Genomic DNA, 16840 nt, shown 5'->3' on the forward strand with positions numbered 1-16840 from the left:
CCCCCCGACCCCCCCTCCCGGAAAGGCAGCACCCCACCATGCCGCAGGGCCAGCCCGCCACCGTCCCCGACGACGGCCTGACCACCCGCCAGCGCCGACGCCAGCCCCTCCTCGCCGTGCACACCGGCCCCGGCAAGGGCAAGTCCACCGCCGCCTTCGGCCTCGCCCTGCGCGCCTGGAACCAGGGCTGGCCCATCGGGGTGTTCCAGTTCGTCAAGTCCGCCAAGTGGCGGGTCGGCGAGGAGCGCGCGCTGCGCGTCCTCGGCGATTCCGGCGAGGGCGGGCCGGTGACCTGGCACAAGATGGGCGAGGGGTGGTCCTGGGTACAAAGGGACATGGAGTCCAGCGAGGAGGCCGCCCGGGAGGGCTGGGAGCAGGTCAAGCGCGACCTGGCCGCCGAGACCTACCGGCTGTACGTCCTGGACGAGTTCACCTACCCCATGCACTGGGGATGGGTCGACACCGACGAGGTGGTGCGCACCCTCGCCGAGCGCCCCGGCAGCCAGCACGTCGTCATCACCGGCCGCAACGCCCCGGCGCCGCTGCTGGAGGCCGCCGAGCTGGTCACCGAGATGACCAAGGTCAAGCACCCGATGGACCTCGGCCGCAAGGGCCAGGCCGGGATCGAGTGGTGACGGCCCGGTGAGCACCGCCCCGCCGCGCCTGGTCGTGGCCGCGCCGTCCAGCGGCAGCGGCAAGACCACGGTGGCCACCGGGCTGATGGCGGCCTTCGCCGCGCGCGGCCTGGCCGTCTCCGGCCACAAGGTCGGCCCGGACTACATCGACCCCGGCTACCACGCCCTCGCCACCGGCCGCCCGGGCCGCAACCTCGACGCCCGGCTGTGCGGCACCGACCGCCTGGCGCCGCTCTTCCTGCACGCGGCCGGCACCCCGCGACCGGCGGACATCGCCGTCGTCGAGGGCGTGATGGGCCTGTTCGACGGGGCCGCCGGGCAGGGCGAGCTGGCCTCCACCGCGCAGGTCGCCAAGGTGCTGCGGGCGCCGGTGGTGCTGGTGGTCGACGCCCGCGGCCAGGGCCGCTCGGTCGCCGCGCTGGTGCAGGGCTTCGCCGGCTTCGACACCGGGGTGCGGCTGGGCGGGGTGATCCTCAACCAGGTCGGCGGCGCGCGCCACGAGGAGATCCTGCGCGACGCCCTGGAGGAGACCGGCCTGCCGGTGCTCGGCGTGCTGGGCCGGCACGCCGCGGTCTCCGCGCCGTCCCGGCACCTGGGGCTGGTGCCCGCCGTGGAGCGGCGCGCCGAGGCGGTGCGCGCCGTCGCCGAACTCGCGGACCTGGTCGCGGCCTCCTGCGACCTCGCCGCGCTGCACGCCCTGGCCCGCAGCGCCCCGGACCTGCCCGCGGAGCCGTGGGATCCGGCCGCCGAGGCGACCGCGGTGAGCCCGGCCGGCATCGGTGACGCGGAGGACCCGGCGGACCGGGCGGCGACGCCGGGCGCGCCCGGCCCGGTCGGCCCGGTCGGCCCGGTCGGCCCGGGCGAGCCGGCCGGCGGAGCCGGCGCCCGGCCCCGGATCGCGATGGCCGGCGGCGCGGCCTTCTCGTTCGGCTACGAGGAGCACCGCGAGCTGCTGGCCGCGGCCGGCGCCGAGGTGGCGGACGTCGACCCGCTGCGGGACGAGGCCCTGCCGGAGGGGACCGACGCCCTGGTCGTCGGCGGCGGCTTCCCCGAGGTCTACGCCGCCGAGCTGGCCGAGAACACCGCGCTGCGCCACGCGGTGGCCGCCGCGGTGGCCTCCGGCGTACCGGTGGTGGCGGAGTGCGCGGGACTGCTCTACCTCTCCCGCGAGCTGGACGGCCGGCCGATGTGCGGGGTGGTGGACGCCACCGCCCGGATGACGGACCGCCTGACCCTCGGCTACCGGGAGGCGGTGGCGGCGACCGACAGCGTGCTCGCGGCGGCCGGCACCCGGATCGCCGGCCACGAGTTCCACCGCACCGTCGTCGAGCCCGGCGCCGGGGCGGCCGGGCCCGGAGGCGCCGGCCCGGCCTGGCTCTGGCGCGGGCCCTCCGGCCGCCCGCACGCCGAGGGGTTCGTCACCGGCCACGTGCACGCCTCCTACCTGCACCTGCACTGGGCCGGGGCGCCGCAGCTGCCGGTCCGGCTGGCCGCGCTCGCCCGCCGGCTGCGCTCCGCCCGCTGACCGCGCGACGCCGGCACCCGCGCCCGAGGCCGGGGGCCGGGCCGGGGGCCGCGGGTTCGAGTCCCGTCACTCGGCCGCCGGGCGGGCCACCGTACCCCGTCCGGCGGACAGTGACGGTTCGAAGCCGATCGCCGGGGAACACGCCGCGCCGTGCCGCGCATCGGCGCGCGGCGGAGGAGGCGGACGATGAGCGTGCAGACAGGCACGGTGCGCACCAACGTCCCGGCCCGGATGGATCGCCTGCCGTGGTCGAGATGGCACTGGGTGGTGGTTCTCGGCCTCGGTACGGTGTGGATCCTCGACGGGCTCGAGGTCACCATCATCGGCTCGATCGGTGGGCGCCTCACCGAGGAGGGCACGGGACTGGACTTCACCGCGGGGGACGTGGGTCTGGCCGCGACCGTGTACATCGTCGGGGCGTGCCTGGGGGCACTGGTCTTCGGCTACCTGACCGACCGGCTGGGGCGGAAGAAGCTGTTCATCGCGACGCTGGTGGTGTACCTCGTCGCCACCGTGCTGACCGCCTTCTCCATGAACATCTGGTGGTTCATGGCCTGCCGCTTCTTCACCGGCGCCGGCATCGGCGGCGAGTACGCCGCCATCAACTCGGCGATCGACGAACTGATCCCGGCCCGGGTGCGGGGCACGGTGGACCTCATCATCAACGGCTCCTACTGGCTGGGCGCCGCCTTCGGCGCGCTGCTGGCCGTGCCGCTGCTCAACACCGAGCTGTTCTCCGCCTGGCTCGGCTGGCGCATCGCCTTCGCGATGGGAGGCGTCCTGGGCCTGGCGATCCTGTTCGTGCGGCGCAACGTGCCGGAGAGCCCGCGCTGGATGTTCATCCACGGCCGTGCCGAGGACGCCGAGCGGCTGGTGCGCGGCATCGAGCGCCGGGTCGAGCAGGAGACCGGCCACGCCCTGGAGGAGCCGGACGAGTACATCACGGTGCGCACCCGCCGGGCGATCGGGTTCGGCGAGATCGCCCGCAGCACGGTGCGGCTGTACCCCAAGCGCAGCGCGTTGGGCCTGGCCCTGTTCATCGGGCAGGCCTTCCTGTACAACGCGGTGTTCTTCACCCAGGTGCTGGTCCTGGAGACGTTCTTCGACGTCGGCTCCGCCGACGCGCCGCTGTACATCGTGCCGCTGGCCATCGGCAGCTTCGCCGGCCCGCTGGTGCTGGGGCGGCTGTTCGACACGGTGGGACGGAAGGTGATGATCACCTTCAGCTACGTGGGCTCCGGCGTGCTGCTGGTGGGCACCGCCGTGCTGTTCCAGGCCGAGGCCCTGAACTCGGTGACGCTCACCGTCTGCTGGTGCCTGATCTTCTTCCTCGCCTCGGCGGGGGCCAGCTCCGCCTACCTCACCGTCTCGGAGATCTTCCCGATGGAGACCCGGGCGATGGCCATCGCCTTCTTCTACGCGGTGGGCACCGGCCTGGGCGGCGCCATCGGCCCGCTGCTGTTCGGGCAACTGGTGGAGAGCCGCCAGGCGGCGGCGGTGGCCGGCGGCTACTACCTGGGCGCGTCGCTGATGATCGCGGCCGGGCTGGTGGAGGCGATGATCGGGGTGGAGGCGGAGCGCCGTTCGCTGGAGGACATCGCCAAGCCGCTGTCGGTGGCGGACGTGGCGGAGCCGCGGGTCCGCAGGAACCGGACCCTGTCCGTGCGCCGGCCCCCGCGCGGCCGCGCCCCCGCCGCCGCCCGATCGGCGGACACGACCACCGCCGGCGTCCCGGTGGGCTCTCCGGCCGGCGGTCCGGTGGCCGGTCCGTCGGGGGGACCGGCCCCGGGGCCGGCCGTGGAGGAGGCCGGCGACCGGGCGGGAGCGGAGGCCACGCTCGCCGGGACGCTCGGCGGACCGGTGGAACCCGTCACCGAGCCGCCCGGCACGCCGGTGCCCCGGCTGACCAGCCGGGTTTCCACGCGCTCCGGCTTCTCGCCGATGCAGCACACCTCCGAGTACCCGGGGGACGACCCGCCGCGCGCCGCCGAGGTGCGCGCGATCGTCGACGCGCTCTCGGACGGCTACCCCTCGCTCAGCCGGGAGGAGCTCCAGCGGATGGTCGGCGCCGCCACCTGGGGGCCCGGCAGGTTCGGCACGGCGCTGCGCACGGCCGTGGCCGAGGGGCGGATCCGGCAGGTGGGGCCCAACCGCTACGCGCGCAACCTCTGAGGCGGGCGCGCGCCCGCACCGCGCCCGCGGCACACGGGCGCGGTGCGGGCGCGGTGCGGCACTGGCGGGCCGGCGCTCAGGGACGGCGCCAGGCGGAGTCGGTCAGGTGCGAGCCCGCCTGCGGACCCATCTGCAGCATCCCGCCGTCCACCACCCAGGAGGCGCCGGTGACGTAGCCGGCCCCCGGGCCGGCCAGGAAGGCGATCACCTCGGCCACCTCACGGGCGTCGCCGGGGCGGCCGAGCGGGATGCCGGGCCGCGACGCCCGGTGCGGGTCCGCGTCCTCCTGCCCGGTCATGGGGGTGGCGATCTCGCCGGGCGCCACCGTGTTGACCGTGATGCCCAGCTCGGCGAGTTCCAGCGCCATGGTGCGGGTGAGCAGGCCGAGGCCGCCCTTGGCGGCGCAGTAGGCGGCGGCGCCGACCCGCGGCTGGTGCTCGTGGACGCTGGTCACGTTGACGATCCGGCCGCCGTGGCCGGCGGCGGCCATCCGCCGGGCGGCGTGCTGCGAGCACAGCAGCGGTCCCACCAGGTCCACGTCGAGGACCCGCCGCACGGTGGCGTGGTCGGTCTCCAGGAAGGGCGTCATGGTGCCGGTGCCGGCGTTGTTGACCAGCACGTCCAGCCCGCCGAGCCGCTCGGCCAGCTCGTCCACCACGGCGGCGGCCTCCGGCAGCGCGGTGAGGTCCAGGTGGGCGGTCTCGGCGCGCCGCCCCAGGGCGCGCACCTCCTCGGCGGTGGCCCGGGCGCCCGCCTCGTCGGTGTGCCAGGTGATGCCCAGGTCGCAGCCGTCCCGGGCGAGTGCCACGGCGGTCGCCCGGCCGATGCCGGAGTCGGATCCGGTCACCACGGCGACCCGGGGCCGTGGCGGGCCGCCGGCCGGCGGGGCGGTGGGCGGGTGCGGGTCCGGGACGGGGTGCGGCATGGTGCGGCCTCTCCACGGCTGAGGGGGCGGGGGCATGGGCGATGGCACACGGGCGGTCCACACCGGTGGCCACCCGGTGGGGGAGCGGGCGCGCGGGCGCGGGGCCCGGGCCGGTGACCGGCGGCCGGGCCCCGCGCCGGACGTCGCCCGCGGGACGGGTCAGGGGACGATGCGCTCGATCGCCGCCGCCCCGTCCCTCTCCAGCAACTTGCGGGCGGCCTCGACGTTCTCCGGCGTGGGCTCCTTGCCCTGGGCCCTGACCAGGTCCTCCGGGTCGATCGGCTGCTCCGCCCCGGTGCGCAGCCGGCGGTCCGGGGTGCGCGCCGCGCTGGGCTCGCCATCGGAAGCGTTCATCAGGATGTACCTCCTTGCGGTGTGCCGCGGACGGCCCGAGTCCCGCGTCAGGACGGGAGCGCCCGCTACTCGTTCCCCTTGGCCGCCGAGATGTCGCCGAGGGCGGAGTCCGGGTCCCGTTCGATCGCCAGATCGCCGAGGCTGACGATCCCCACGGGCTGGTTGTTCTGCACGACGGGCAGCCGCCGCACGGCCTTGCCGCGCATCAGCCGCACCGCCTCGTCGAGGTCGGTGTCGGGCCGCACGGTGGTGAGCTCCGTGCTGCTGCAGGCCTCGCGCACCGGCGTGTCGCCGCCGCGGTCCTCGGCCACCACGCGGAGCGTGATGTCGCGGTCGGTGACGATGCCGGCGACCTGGCCGTGGTCCAGCACCACGATCGCCCCGGCGTCGCTGCTGCGCATCTTGCGGGCCGCCTCCGCGACCGGTTCGGTCACCTCGATCGTCTCGGGGTTGGCGGTCATGACGTCCGACACTGTCCTGGCCATGCGGCTCCTCCTGGGGTGGTGGTTGCTGACGGACCGGTCGGTGTGCGACGGCGCGACGACGGATCGCCGTCGGCGCGGCCCCGCGCGCCCGGCGGCTGCCCGCCGGGCTCCGCTCCAAACGGCCGCGCCCCCGGTCCTCCTCGCGGTCCGGGCACACCGGGATCCGGGGCGCGGTGGAGTTCCTTCCACGGCGCCTCTCCGCTAGGGCCCCTTCCCGGCGCACCCCGTCTGATGCGTCCCGGTAGAACCGGTTTGCCCCCTGGGTCACCGGGTAGCCCGCACCATCGACCGTGGAGCACCTTCGACCGCCCGCCCCGTTCGACCGCCCGCCGGACGCCACCCGACGGGCGTCGCCCAGCGCGGCGGCGCGAGGCGGCGGCGCGGCGCCTCAGACCATCGGCGTTCGGGAGGATCGGCGTGCAGCAGGGCAGCGACAAGCACGGGGCCAAGCGCGACGACGAGCTCAAGCACGAGGTGCAGGGCGAGTTGCGGGGCGGCCGGGTGACGCACGCGCAGGAGTGGCGGGAGCCGGAGCCCTCGGGCGAGGACCAGCCGCCGGCCGACCGCCGCCTGGTCGGGGACCGGATTCCGGGCACCGACGCCCCACCCAGCCCCGAGGACGTCGCGCGGGTCCGGGAGGACCTGGCCAAGCACCTCCAGCGGTCCGCGTTCCCCGCCGACCGCGAGAAGATCGTGGCGCAGCTGGCCGACTACCAGGCGCCCGACTACCTGATCCAGCAGGTCGGCGAGCTGCCGGCCACGGAGCGTTACGCCAGCCTCAACGCGCTGCTGGAGGCGATGGGCTACGGCGTGCCGGAGACCCGGTGAGGGAGCGGACGATGCGATGCGGGGTGCGTGATGAGTAGCCCCGGCCCGGGCGGGCTGAGCGGTCAGCGGCCCGGCGACCGGGACGACCGCGGCGAGGAGGAGCGGGAGGCCGAACGCCGCCGGCACCTCGGCCCGCCCCCCGGCGAGACCCCGGAGATCGAGGGGAGCACCCTGGACCCGGGGCCGTACGAGGGGCGCGAGGTGCGGGGCGTGCGGAGCTGGTGGCCCGCCGTGGTGGTGCTGTTGATCGCCGTGCTCGTCGGCGGGATGCTGCTGGCCCAGGGGATCACCCTGCTGGGCTGAGTCCGCCGGCGGCGACCGCGCGAGGCACGACCAGGAGACCCCGACGACGAGACCCCGCGGCAAGGGCAGCGGGCAGGGAGAGGACGGCCGCCGGTGGCGAGAGGGACCGTGGACGGATACGAGCCGGGCGCGCTGCTGGGCGCCCACGACGCCGCGCTGAACGCCTTCGGGCGGCTGGTGCACGCCGTCCCCAGGGACGGCTGGCACGCCGCGACGCCGTGCACCGAGTGGGACGTCCGCGACCTGGTGAACCACCTGGTCGCGGAGCAGCTGTGGGTGCCCCCGCTGCTGAAGGGGGCCACCCTCGCGGAGGTCGGCGACCGCTACGAGGGCGACGTGCTGGGCGACGACCCCGTGGCGGCGTGGGACCACGCCGCCGCCGGGGCGCTGGCCGCGTTCGGCCACCCCGGGGCGCTGGACCGGCAGGTGCAGCTGTCCTACGGGCTCACCTCGGCGGCGGCCTACTGCGCCCAGATGACCGCGGACGCGGTGGTGCACAGCTGGGACCTCGCCCGGGGCATCGGCGCCGACGACTCCCTCGACCCCGATCTGGTCCGGTTCACCCTGCGGGAGATGGAGCCGTACGCCGACTCGCTCTCCGGCAGCGGCCTGTTCGCCCGGCCGCTGAGCGTCCCGGCCGACGCGGACCCGCAGACCCGGCTGCTGGCGATGGTGGGCCGGCGACGCTGAGCGAGTCACATCCGTCACACAAGTAACACCCCTCCCAGATTTCGGGTGCCGGTGTTGAACGCTGAGCATTGTGGTGCGCAGGTGGCGGCGGGTGGCATGCTGAGGCGGCGCGACAGCGCGTCAACACCCCGTCCGCACCGGCATCGCATTCACCGCACCACCCGAGGAGCTCCGGCATGTCCACCACCGCCTCCGGCGACCCCGTTCGCAGCGAACCCTTCGGCACGGCCCCGGACGGCACGCCCGTGGAACGCTGGACGCTGCGGGCCGGCGGGCTGACCGCCCGCGTCCTCACCCTGGGCGCCGTGCTCCAGACGCTCGAGGTGCCCGACCGCGACGGCCGCGTGGCGAACGTGGTGCTGGGACTGGAGCGCGCCGAGGACTACCCCGGCCACGGCGCCTACTTCGGGGCCGTCGTCGGGCGCTACGCCAACCGCATCGCCGGCGGCCGGTTCGAGCTGGACGGCGCCGTCCACACCGTTCCCGCCAACGACCGGGGCAACGCCCTGCACGGCGGACCGCGGGGCTTCGACACCAAGGTCTGGCGCGCCGAGGCCGGCGAGCGGGACGGCGCCCCGTCGCTCCGGCTCGCCCTCACCAGCCCCGACGGCGACATGGGCTTCCCCGGCACGCTGGAGGCCGAGCTGGTCTACACCCTGCACCCGGACGGCCGGCTCGCCCTGGAGTACCGGGCCACCACCGACCGCGCGACCGTGGTCAACCTCACCCACCACGCGTACTTCAACCTGGCCGGCGAGGGCGCCGGCGACGTCCTCGGGCACGTGCTGCGCCTGGACGCCGACGCCTACACGCCCGTGGACGCCACCGGCATCCCGCTGGCCGGCGCGCCCACCCCGGTCGCCGGCACCCCGTTCGACTTCACCGAACCGCGGGCCGTCGGCGAGCGGCTGGCCGGGCCGGACGCCGAGGGCGACCAGCAGATCGCCGACGCCGGCGGCTACGACCACAACTGGGTGCTGCGCCCCGCCCCCGCGGACGCCGCCGGCGGCTTCCGGCCGGTGGCGGAACTGGTCGAGCCGGAGAGCGGGCGCGCGCTGGAGGTGTGGACCACCGAGGACGGCGTGCAGTTCTACTCCGGCAACCAGCTCGACGGCACCCTCACCGGCCCCTCCGGCCGCCGCTACGGCCCTCACGCCGGCCTCTGCCTGGAGACCCAGGCGTTCCCGGACTCCCCGAACCGCCCCGACTTCCCCTCCACGGTGCTCCGCCCCGGCGAGGAGTACGCCAGCCGAACCGAGTTCCGTTTCACGGCGCGGTAGGCCCGCTCGCCCGGGGGCGGGCGGAACGAACTGGCGCTGGGTCAGGTTCCCGTTGTGACGAAAGCGTGACGCCCGTGATGTGAAACGTCGACATGGACACGACGGATGTTCGGTAGCTTGTGCTCTCCGAGGCGGCGGATGCCGCCTCATGGAGAGAAACGGACAACGCAACAGTGTCGACCTATCACGCTGCCCCGCCCATGGGGGGACCGGTGGCCGCGGGCCCGATCGGGAAGGTGCGCAACCCCTTCGCGGTCTGGCTGCTCAGCTGCATCACCCTCGGCATCTACCAGATGGTCTGGTACTACCGGATCAACCGTGAGCTGCGGGACTTCGCCGGCGTCCAGGTGGCGCCGGGACGGGCCGTGCTGGCCATCACCATCGGCGGCTTCGTGCTGGTCCCGCCGTTCGTGTCGATCGCCAACACCGGTGGCCGCATCGCCCGCGCCCAGGAGTTCGCGGGCGTCCAGCAGCGCTGCTCCGGCGGCGTGGGGGTGCTGCTGCTGTTCGTCCTCAGCCTGACCAGCGTGTACTACCAGTCGCAGCTGAACGACCTGTGGCGGTCGCGCGGCGCGTCGGGCTGACGGGCCGTGGGCTGACGCGGCGCCGCCGAGCGGCCGCCGGCGCTCGCCGAAGGCGGGCCCGGACCGGGATTCCCGGTCCGGGCCCGCCTTTTCCCGTTCCCGGAGAGGGATCCTCCCGCTTCCCGCCGAAACGATCGCCGAAACAGCGAAAGTGCGCCTTTCCGGCGCGCGGCCGTGGGACTCGCCTCCGGCCGGCCGAGGGTCGGGGGAGTCCGGGCGGAACCGGCCAGAATCGTGCGAGAAGGGTTGACAGCCCTGAGGGGCGCCACGAGCCTGTGCGATCGAAAGATCAAGTGATATCGCGAAAGTTTCGATCCGCTTGGTCGCCCGTTGCGAACTCGCGAGGAATCCATGACCCTGTACCACCGCCGAGCGCCCCACCGGCGGCGCGGCCTGACCGTCGCCCTCGTGCTGACCGCGGCCACCCTGCTGGCCACCCCCGGAACCCCCGCCATGGCCGGTCCGTCCCCCACCGGCACGGTGGACTTCCGCGACACCCGGCAGACCATCGACGGCTTCGGCTTCTCCGAGGCGTTCCAGCGCTCGGACATCATGCACGGTGCCCGCGGCCTGTCCGAGACCAAGCAGCGCGAGATCCTCGACCTGCTCTACGACACCGAGGCCGGGGCCGGCTTCTCCATCCTCCGTCTGGGCATCGGCTCCTCCGCCGACGGCGTCTACGACCACATGCAGTCCATCGCCCCGGTCGGCCCCGCCTCCCCGGACGAGCCGCTGGAGTACCACTGGGACGGCGACGACCACGGCCAGGTCTGGCTCGCCCAGCAGGCCCAGTCCTACGGCGTGGAGCGCTTCTACGCCAACGCCTGGAGCGCCCCGGGCTACATGAAGACCAACGGCACCGACGCCGGCGGCGGCGTGCTGTGCGGCATGAGCGGCACCGACTGCCCCTCCGGCGACTGGCGGCAGGCCTACGCCGACTACCTCACCCAGTTCATCCGCTTCTACCAGCAGGAGGGCATCGAGATCACCGACCTCGGGTTCCTCAACGAGCCCGACTGGCACGTCTCCTACGCCTCCATGGACGCCACCCCCGAGCAGGCCGCGGACATGGCCGCTATCCTGGGGCCGACGCTGACCCGGGCCGGCCTGGACACCGACATCATCTGCTGCGAGTCGCTCGGCTGGGACGGCGCCAGCCGCTACGCCGCCGCGATCGAGGCCCACCCGGGCGCCCGCGAGGCGGTCGACACCATCTCCGCCCACGCCTACAGCGTCGACGCCGACCAGCCGGCGGCGACCGACAAGCCCACCTGGATGTCCGAGTGGGGGCCGAACAGCCGCGGCTGGCCCGGCAACTGGGACGACGGCACGGACAGCGACGGCCTGTCCCTGGCGGTGCGGGTGCACGACACCCTGGCCGAGGCCGGGGCGAGCGCCTACCTCTACTGGTACGGCGCCTCCATCGGCAACACCGGGGCGCTCATCCGGATGGACGGCGACTCCTACGAGGTCTCCCACCGGCTGTGGGCCATCGGCGCGTTCAGCCGGTTCATCCGCCCGGACGCCGTGCGGGTGGAGGCCGGCAGCGACAACCCGGACCTGAAGGTGTCCGCCTACCGCAACGCCGACGGCTCGAAGGTCCTGGAGATCATCAACACCGGGACCACGGCCAGCACCGAGACCTTCCGCCTCGACCCCAGCGGCGCCGGGCACCGCGCCACCACCTACCTCACCGACGCCACCCACCAGATCGAGGAGGTCGACGCCGGCAGCGTCCGCGGCCGCAACCTGACCGTCGAGCTGGCGCCGCGCTCGGTCACCACCGTCGTGCTGGAGCGGGGCGCCGGCCACGCCGGCTGACGGCCCCACCGTCGGCCACCGGGCCCGCCGGCCGACGGCTTCCCCTTCCCGCCGGACGGCGGTGGTCCCGGACAGCGCGCCGCCCCCGCGCCGGAGTGACTCGGCGCGGGGGCGGCCCGTGCGCGGGGACGGCGGCGGGAGCGTCAGGTGACGTCCAGCCAGTTGCTGTCGATGTTGATGGTCACGCCGCCGTAGGTCTCGTTGTGGCCGCCCCGGTACTGGTGGACGCGCTGGTGGTTGGCCCACTGGGAGTCGGGGACGTAGGAGCCGGCGTCGGTGTTGGCCACGCCGTTCCACCAGGCGAACCAGATGTGGTCCGGCCGGGTGTAGGTGGTCGAGTTGTAGTTGTAGGACAGGTCCCGGATCCCGGAGGCGGCGGAGGAGTACACCCCGGAGCGGTAGCCGCGCTCGTGGAGGCGGTCGGTCCAGCCGTCGAGGTAGCTGAGCACGGCGCGGGAGCAGGTGGTGTTGGTGTTGTCGTACGCCTCCATGTCGTTGTACAGCACGCTGCCGGCCTGGATGCCCAGGTTGGCGGCGGCCGCGATCGACTCGTCGGCGGCGGCGCGGCCCTGGGTCCGCGCGGTGGCCGGGTCCGTGGAGACCTCGGAGGAGTAGCTGTTGCACGGGGCCTGCCGGCCCACGTGGATGGGCAGCAGGTGCCAGCCCTCGGAGGTGTGCTCCGAGACCCAGGCGGCGGTGAGGTTCGGCTGCGAGCAGGCGCGCACCGACCCGCTGATGTAGACCCCGACGGCGCGGTGCGAGGAGTAGTTCCGCCACGCCTGCATGGCGCTGGAGGACGGCGCGGTGCAGGCGTCGAAGCCCATGCCGCTGTAGGTGCCGGGCACCACGGCCATGGTGCCGACGTCGTTCGCGGCCGCCCGGGCGGTGCCGGCCCGCAGGGCGTCGACGTCCGCCGGCGCGCCGCCGTCGACCAGCTCCGCGGCGTCCAGGATCGCCCGGACCCGGGCCTGCCCGGCGCCGTGGGTGGCGGTCACCAGGACACCGGCCTCCTCGACCGCCACCTGGATCTCCGCCCCGCGCGCCACCGGCCGCGCCGCGGGGGCGGCCGATCCGGGCGCGGCGGTGGCGGCGTGGTCCGCGATGCGCGGGGCCGCCACCTCGTCCAGCGGCTCCACCACGATGGTGTCGGTCCGTCCCACCAGGTGGGAGGGGCAGTTCTGGTCCGCGCCCGGGTGACCGAGGTACACCGTCGGGACGTCGAACCGGACACAGGCGGTCGGATCCTCGGTCAGGTCGACCACCCGCCAGTCGGCGGGGACGGTCAGCCGGTAGCCGTGGTACGTGACCTCGCGCTCGGTACCGCTGGTGGCGGCCGTGGCGACGGAGGAGGACGCGGAGGCGGGCGCGGTTGGCGCGAGCGCCGCGAGCGTGGCGGCGGCCAGCAGGCTCGCGGTGGCCGCCAGAGCGGGGACCCGCCGGTGGGCGGGGCGCCGTGATCGCATGGGAGGTCGTCCTTCCAACGGTTGGGATCGCGGAACGTGCGACGTTCTCGTGCGGTAGCGCGTGCTGTGGTGCCGTGCGTCGTGCCGTGCGGCTGGTGCGGCCCGGTCCCCGCGACGGGGACCGGGCCGCTGGGGCGTCAGATGCCGCAGGACGGGGCCGACCAGAACCGGCTGGAGCGGTGGTCCAGGTGGGTGTGGTCGTTGTGGTCCGGGTAGCCGGGGCCGAGGATCCCGTTGAAGCCGTGGTAGCGGGCCTGCTGGGCGAGCCGGCACAGCGAGTGCGAGCCGGCGCCGAGGTCCACGCCGTCCCCGTAGAGGTGGCGGCTGGTGCTGGAGCCGCCGACGGCGGAGTTGCAGGCGTAGGAGCGGAAGCCGCTGGTCACCCGGATCGGCTGGTCACCGAGGGCGTGCCGCATCGCCTCCAGCTTCCACATCGACCGCAGCGCGTTGGACCGGGCGGTGGCGGCGGAGACCGCGCCGCCGGACCAGTCGCTGTTGCACTGGTTCAGCTCCGCGTAGGAGAAGTGGATCGGGGTGCAGTCGTCGTCCTGGAGCGCGTAGATGCGGCTGAACGTCTGCGGGCCGGCGACGCCGTCAGCGGTCAGGCCGTACGCCTGCTGGAAGCGGGTGACGGCGGCGGCGGTGGCCGGGCCGTACACCCCGTCGATGGCCAGCACGTTGCCGTAGCCGGGGTAGCCGGCCACGCGGATCTGCAGCTGGGTCACGTCCGCGCCGGACATCCCCTGGGACAGGGTGCGCCCCCAGGTGTAGCAGGCGTCGGCGTGCGCGGTGCCGGCGGTCGCGACGACTCCGGCGACCGACGCCGTTGCGACCATGACAAGTGACAGCAGGAATCTGACCAGGCGGCTCATGCGGGGCCTCCGTGGAACGGTGGGGGAGAGGGACAGACGAGAGCATGACGACAACGCTCTACGCGCGTCAATAGGTGCTCTGACGGTTCGCCAGATGCTTACTTCTCGCTCACCGGTCCGTCATCCTTCACACCCCCCGACGCCATCCGGAACGGGGCCCGCCCGGCGCGCCGGGTGGGGAGGGGAGGGCGGGCCCGCCGGACCCGCGGACCCGCGGACCCGCCCCTCCCGCCGTCGCCGGCCGCTCTCCGGCCGTCCCCGGTCAGATCCAGCCGAGGGCGCGCACCACGCCGTAGTACACGTAGGCGGTGCTGTTGCAGGTGGCGCTGCCGTTGCACACCGTCAGCATGTCCTCCAGGAACTGGTCGTCGATCCGCCTGCGGTTCTCCGAGGTCTGCCGGCCCTGGGCGGTGTAGTTGCGGTAGCCGAAGTCGTGCCGGTAGCACGCCCGCACCATCTGGTAGCCGAACGGCGCGTCGGGGGAGTAGCTGCAGCCGTCGCTGCTCCAGATCAGGTTGCTCGGCCGGCTCGACGAGTTGCGCAGGGTGTTGAACTCTCCCAGGGTGTACTGGAACAGCAGCACGTCCGTCGCGGCCCGCGGGTCGCTCGGCAGGGCCGGGGCGGCCTGCGCCGGCGCCTGGAGGCCGACGAGCGCGAGCGGAAGGGCGGCGAGCGCCACGGCGACGCGGGCGCGCAGGCGCCGACGGAGAGCGGGCATGGGTCCTCCAGAAGGTGCGGGGCGAGAAGAACTGAAGGAACGTTAGATACGCCCTCGGCTCGGTGTCGATAGGCCCGCGCACACCCGCCGCCCGCGTTCACCACCCCGTCATCACCCCGCCCTCGGCCGTCCTCCCGGTGGTCGCCTCGGGGCCCTGACCTGCCGCCGCGCCGCCGCGGCGCGCCGCGCCCGGCTTTTGACGGAACCCGCTCCCACGTGGTCGGATACCACCTTGCGGCAGCGATGCGAGGAATCCGGTGCGAGTCCGGAGCGGTCCCGCCACTGTCACCGGGGAGTGAACCCCCCACCGTGCGCCACGGCGGATGCGTCCGCTGGAAGGCCGGGGGCGAGCGTCGATCCGGGAGCCAGGACACTCGGCTGCCGTGCCGTCATGTCCCTCGTGGGCGAGGAAACCCCGGAGGCTCGATCCGCCATGCCGTCCAGCAGCCATACCCGTGGCGACGCCAGCGCACCGCGCCCGGCGCCGCGCCTGATCGGCGTCGGGGTCGGTCCCGGCGACCCCGAACTGGTGACCCTCAGGGGCGTGCGGATCCTCCGGGAGGCCGACACCGTCGTGGTCCCGGTCGGGGACACCGGGGAGACCGGCCGCGCCGAGGCGACCGTCCGCCACCACCTCGACGACCCGGACCGCGTGGTCCGCGTCGTCTTCGCCCTGCACGAGCGCGAGGACCGCGCCCTGCGGGAGCGCACCTGGGACGCCGCCGGCCGCCAGGTCGCCCGGCTGCTGCGCGGAACCGACGACGACGCCGGGGCGGGCGCCGCCCGCACCGTCGCCTTCGCCACCATCGGCGACCCCAACGTCTACTCCACCTTCACCTACCTGGCCGAGACCGTCTCCGCCCTGCTGCCCGAGGTCCGGGTGGAGACCGTCCCCGGCATCACCGCCATGCAGGACCTCGCCGCGCGCAGCGGCACCGTCCTCGCCGAGGGCACCGAGCCGCTGACCCTGGTGCCGCTCACCGCCGGCCTGGACACCCTGCGCCGCGCGCTCGACCTGCCCGGCACCGTCGCCGCCTACAAGTTCGGCCGGCTCACCGACCAGCTCGCCGCCGTCCTGGCCGAGACCGGCCGGCTGGACGGCGCCGTGTGCGGCAGCGCGCTGGGCCTGCCCGACGAGCGGGTGACACCGGTCGCCGACCTGCCCCAGGGCGCCCGGCTGCCCTACCTGTCCACGCTGATCGCCCCCGCCCGGCGGGACGGCCGAGGAGACAAGCTGTGATCGCCCCCGAGTCCCTCCCCGCCCCCGAGTCCCTCCCCGACCACGCCCCGGCCACCGGCGCGGTCGCTCCCGCCGCCGGCCGGGGCAAGGTCACCTTCGTCGGCGCCGGCCCCGGCGCCGCCGACCTGCTCACCTTCCGCGCCGCCCGGGCCATCGCCGAGGCCGACACCGTCATCTGGGCCGCCAGCCTGGTCTCCGCGGACGTCCTGGAACACGCCCGGCCGGACGCCGAGATCGTCGACTCCTCGCTCGTCCCCATGGAGGGCGTCCTCGACCACTACGCGCGCGCCGCCGCCGAGGGCCGCCGGGTCGCCCGCGTGCACTCCGGCGACCCCGCGCTGTGGGGTGCGGTGCAGGAGCAGCTCGACCGCTGCCGCGACCTCGGCCTGGAGGTGGAGATCGTCCCTGGCGTGTCCGCCTTCTCCGCCGTCGCCGCCCTGGCCCAGCGCGAGCTGACCGTCCCCGAGGTGGCCCAGTCGGTGATCCTCACCCGGCTCGGCGGCGGCAAGACGCCGATGCCCCCCGGCGAGGAGATCCGCGAGTTCGCCCGGCACGGCACCACCATGGCGATCTTCCTGTCCGCCGCCCGTTCCGGCCAGCTCGCCGAGGAACTCCTCCAGGGCGGCTACCGCCCGGACACCCCGGTGATCATCGCCTACCGGGCCACCTGGCCGGACGAGCTGCTGGTGCACTGCACCGTGGACACCCTGCAGGCCACGGTGCGGGAGCACCGGCTGTGGAAGCACACCCTCTTCCTGGTCGGCCCGGCGCTCACGGCCGGCGGCACCCGCTCGCACCTCTACCACCCCGGCCACTTCCACGAGTACCGCAGGGCCGACCGGCAGGCCCGCCGGAGACTGCGCCAGGAGCGCACGGGCGGTGAGCGCCCCGGCGCCGAGCCCGCCGCCGCGGCGCGCCCGGACACGGCCGCCCAGGAGTGACGCG

17 protein-coding genes and 1 riboswitch are annotated in these 16840 nt (G+C 74.9%); of the genes, 11 read left to right on the top strand and 6 right to left on the bottom strand.

Annotated elements, in window-relative coordinates:
• Window positions 1–38: 38 nt before the first annotated feature.
• The 3 genes from cobO (at window position 39) to FHU37_RS05430 (ending at window position 4332) form a co-directional block, all read left to right on the top strand.
• Complete coding sequence (gene cobO / locus FHU37_RS05420) at window positions 39–635, top strand: cob(I)yrinic acid a,c-diamide adenosyltransferase (protein ID WP_179813078.1); 597 nt, start codon at window positions 39–41, stop codon at window positions 633–635.
• A 7-nt stretch (window positions 636–642) separates the two neighbouring features.
• Window positions 643–2160 carry a cobyrinic acid a,c-diamide synthase CobB gene (locus FHU37_RS05425; protein WP_179813079.1) on the top strand — a complete coding sequence of 506 codons (1518 nt, stop codon included), beginning with the start codon at window positions 643–645 and terminating at the stop codon, window positions 2158–2160.
• Window positions 2161–2346: 186 nt separating this feature from the next.
• Complete coding sequence (locus tag FHU37_RS05430; protein WP_218903947.1) at window positions 2347–4332, top strand: MFS transporter; 1986 nt, start codon at window positions 2347–2349, stop codon at window positions 4330–4332.
• A gap of 76 nt (window positions 4333–4408) precedes the next feature.
• On the opposite strand, the gene FHU37_RS05435 is transcribed toward FHU37_RS05430, so the two are convergent.
• The 3 genes from FHU37_RS05435 to FHU37_RS05445 all read right to left on the bottom strand — a co-directional run bounded on the left by FHU37_RS05435 (window position 4409) and on the right by FHU37_RS05445 (window position 6096).
• On the bottom strand, window positions 4409–5257 hold the full coding sequence (locus FHU37_RS05435) for an SDR family oxidoreductase (protein ID WP_179813080.1): 849 nt from the start codon (window positions 5255–5257) through the stop codon (window positions 4409–4411).
• A 159-nt stretch (window positions 5258–5416) separates the two neighbouring features.
• The gene (locus tag FHU37_RS05440) at window positions 5417–5611 is read right to left on the bottom strand and encodes a hypothetical protein (protein ID WP_179813081.1); all 195 of its coding nucleotides are present in this window, start codon (window positions 5609–5611) and stop codon (window positions 5417–5419) included.
• 65 nt (window positions 5612–5676) lie between these two features.
• On the bottom strand, window positions 5677–6096 hold the full coding sequence (locus FHU37_RS05445; RefSeq protein ID WP_179813082.1) for a CBS domain-containing protein: 420 nt from the start codon (window positions 6094–6096) through the stop codon (window positions 5677–5679).
• Between the two features lie 417 nt (window positions 6097–6513).
• Between FHU37_RS05445 and FHU37_RS05450 the strand changes: the two genes are divergently transcribed.
• From FHU37_RS05450 to FHU37_RS05475, 6 genes are all read left to right on the top strand, one after another.
• The gene (locus FHU37_RS05450) at window positions 6514–6924 is read left to right on the top strand and encodes a DUF2795 domain-containing protein (protein ID WP_312892436.1); all 411 of its coding nucleotides are present in this window, start codon (window positions 6514–6516) and stop codon (window positions 6922–6924) included.
• A gap of 30 nt (window positions 6925–6954) precedes the next feature.
• Window positions 6955–7227 (top strand): DUF6480 family protein, encoded by a 273-nt coding sequence (locus FHU37_RS05455; protein WP_179813084.1) that lies wholly within the window; start codon window positions 6955–6957, stop codon window positions 7225–7227.
• Window positions 7228–7320: 93 nt separating this feature from the next.
• On the top strand, window positions 7321–7917 hold the full coding sequence (locus tag FHU37_RS05460; protein ID WP_312892437.1) for a TIGR03086 family metal-binding protein: 597 nt from the start codon (window positions 7321–7323) through the stop codon (window positions 7915–7917).
• A 176-nt stretch (window positions 7918–8093) separates the two neighbouring features.
• Window positions 8094–9197, top strand: coding sequence for an aldose epimerase family protein (locus tag FHU37_RS05465; RefSeq protein WP_179813085.1), 1104 nt, complete (start codon window positions 8094–8096; stop codon window positions 9195–9197).
• 200 nt (window positions 9198–9397) lie between these two features.
• Window positions 9398–9781, top strand: coding sequence for a DUF4234 domain-containing protein (locus tag FHU37_RS05470; RefSeq protein ID WP_179813086.1), 384 nt, complete (start codon window positions 9398–9400; stop codon window positions 9779–9781).
• A gap of 351 nt (window positions 9782–10132) precedes the next feature.
• Window positions 10133–11602 carry a glycoside hydrolase family 30 protein gene (locus tag FHU37_RS05475; protein WP_179813087.1) on the top strand — a complete coding sequence of 490 codons (1470 nt, stop codon included), beginning with the start codon at window positions 10133–10135 and terminating at the stop codon, window positions 11600–11602.
• A 143-nt stretch (window positions 11603–11745) separates the two neighbouring features.
• Here FHU37_RS05475 and FHU37_RS05480 read toward each other — a convergent pair whose 3' ends face one another.
• From FHU37_RS05480 to FHU37_RS05490, 3 genes are all read right to left on the bottom strand, one after another.
• Window positions 11746–13065, bottom strand: a complete 1320-nt coding sequence (locus tag FHU37_RS05480; protein ID WP_179813088.1) for a DUF1906 domain-containing protein — start codon at window positions 13063–13065, stop codon at window positions 11746–11748.
• A 137-nt stretch (window positions 13066–13202) separates the two neighbouring features.
• Window positions 13203–13937, bottom strand: a complete 735-nt coding sequence (locus FHU37_RS05485; RefSeq protein ID WP_246449580.1) for a D-Ala-D-Ala carboxypeptidase family metallohydrolase — start codon at window positions 13935–13937, stop codon at window positions 13203–13205.
• 262 nt (window positions 13938–14199) lie between these two features.
• Entirely contained in the window at window positions 14200–14655 is a 456-nt protein-coding gene (locus FHU37_RS05490; RefSeq protein ID WP_179813089.1) for a phospholipase, read from the bottom strand.
• A 222-nt stretch (window positions 14656–14877) separates the two neighbouring features.
• Window positions 14878–15051, top strand: a riboswitch (cobalamin riboswitch).
• 37 nt (window positions 15052–15088) lie between these two features.
• Between FHU37_RS05490 and cobI the strand changes: the two genes are divergently transcribed.
• The gene (gene cobI / locus FHU37_RS05495; RefSeq protein WP_179813090.1) at window positions 15089–15895 is read left to right on the top strand and encodes a precorrin-2 C(20)-methyltransferase; all 807 of its coding nucleotides are present in this window, start codon (window positions 15089–15091) and stop codon (window positions 15893–15895) included.
• Window positions 15892–16836: a precorrin-4 C(11)-methyltransferase gene (gene cobM, locus FHU37_RS05500; protein WP_312892438.1), complete on the top strand. Its 945-nt coding sequence runs from the start codon at window positions 15892–15894 to the stop codon at window positions 16834–16836. Before cobI ends, cobM begins: the two co-directional genes overlap by 4 nt.
• Window positions 16837–16840 lie beyond the last annotated feature (4 nt).

This window comes from Allostreptomyces psammosilenae (assembly GCF_013407765.1).
Classification (GTDB): domain Bacteria; phylum Actinomycetota; class Actinomycetes; order Streptomycetales; family Streptomycetaceae; genus Allostreptomyces; species Allostreptomyces psammosilenae.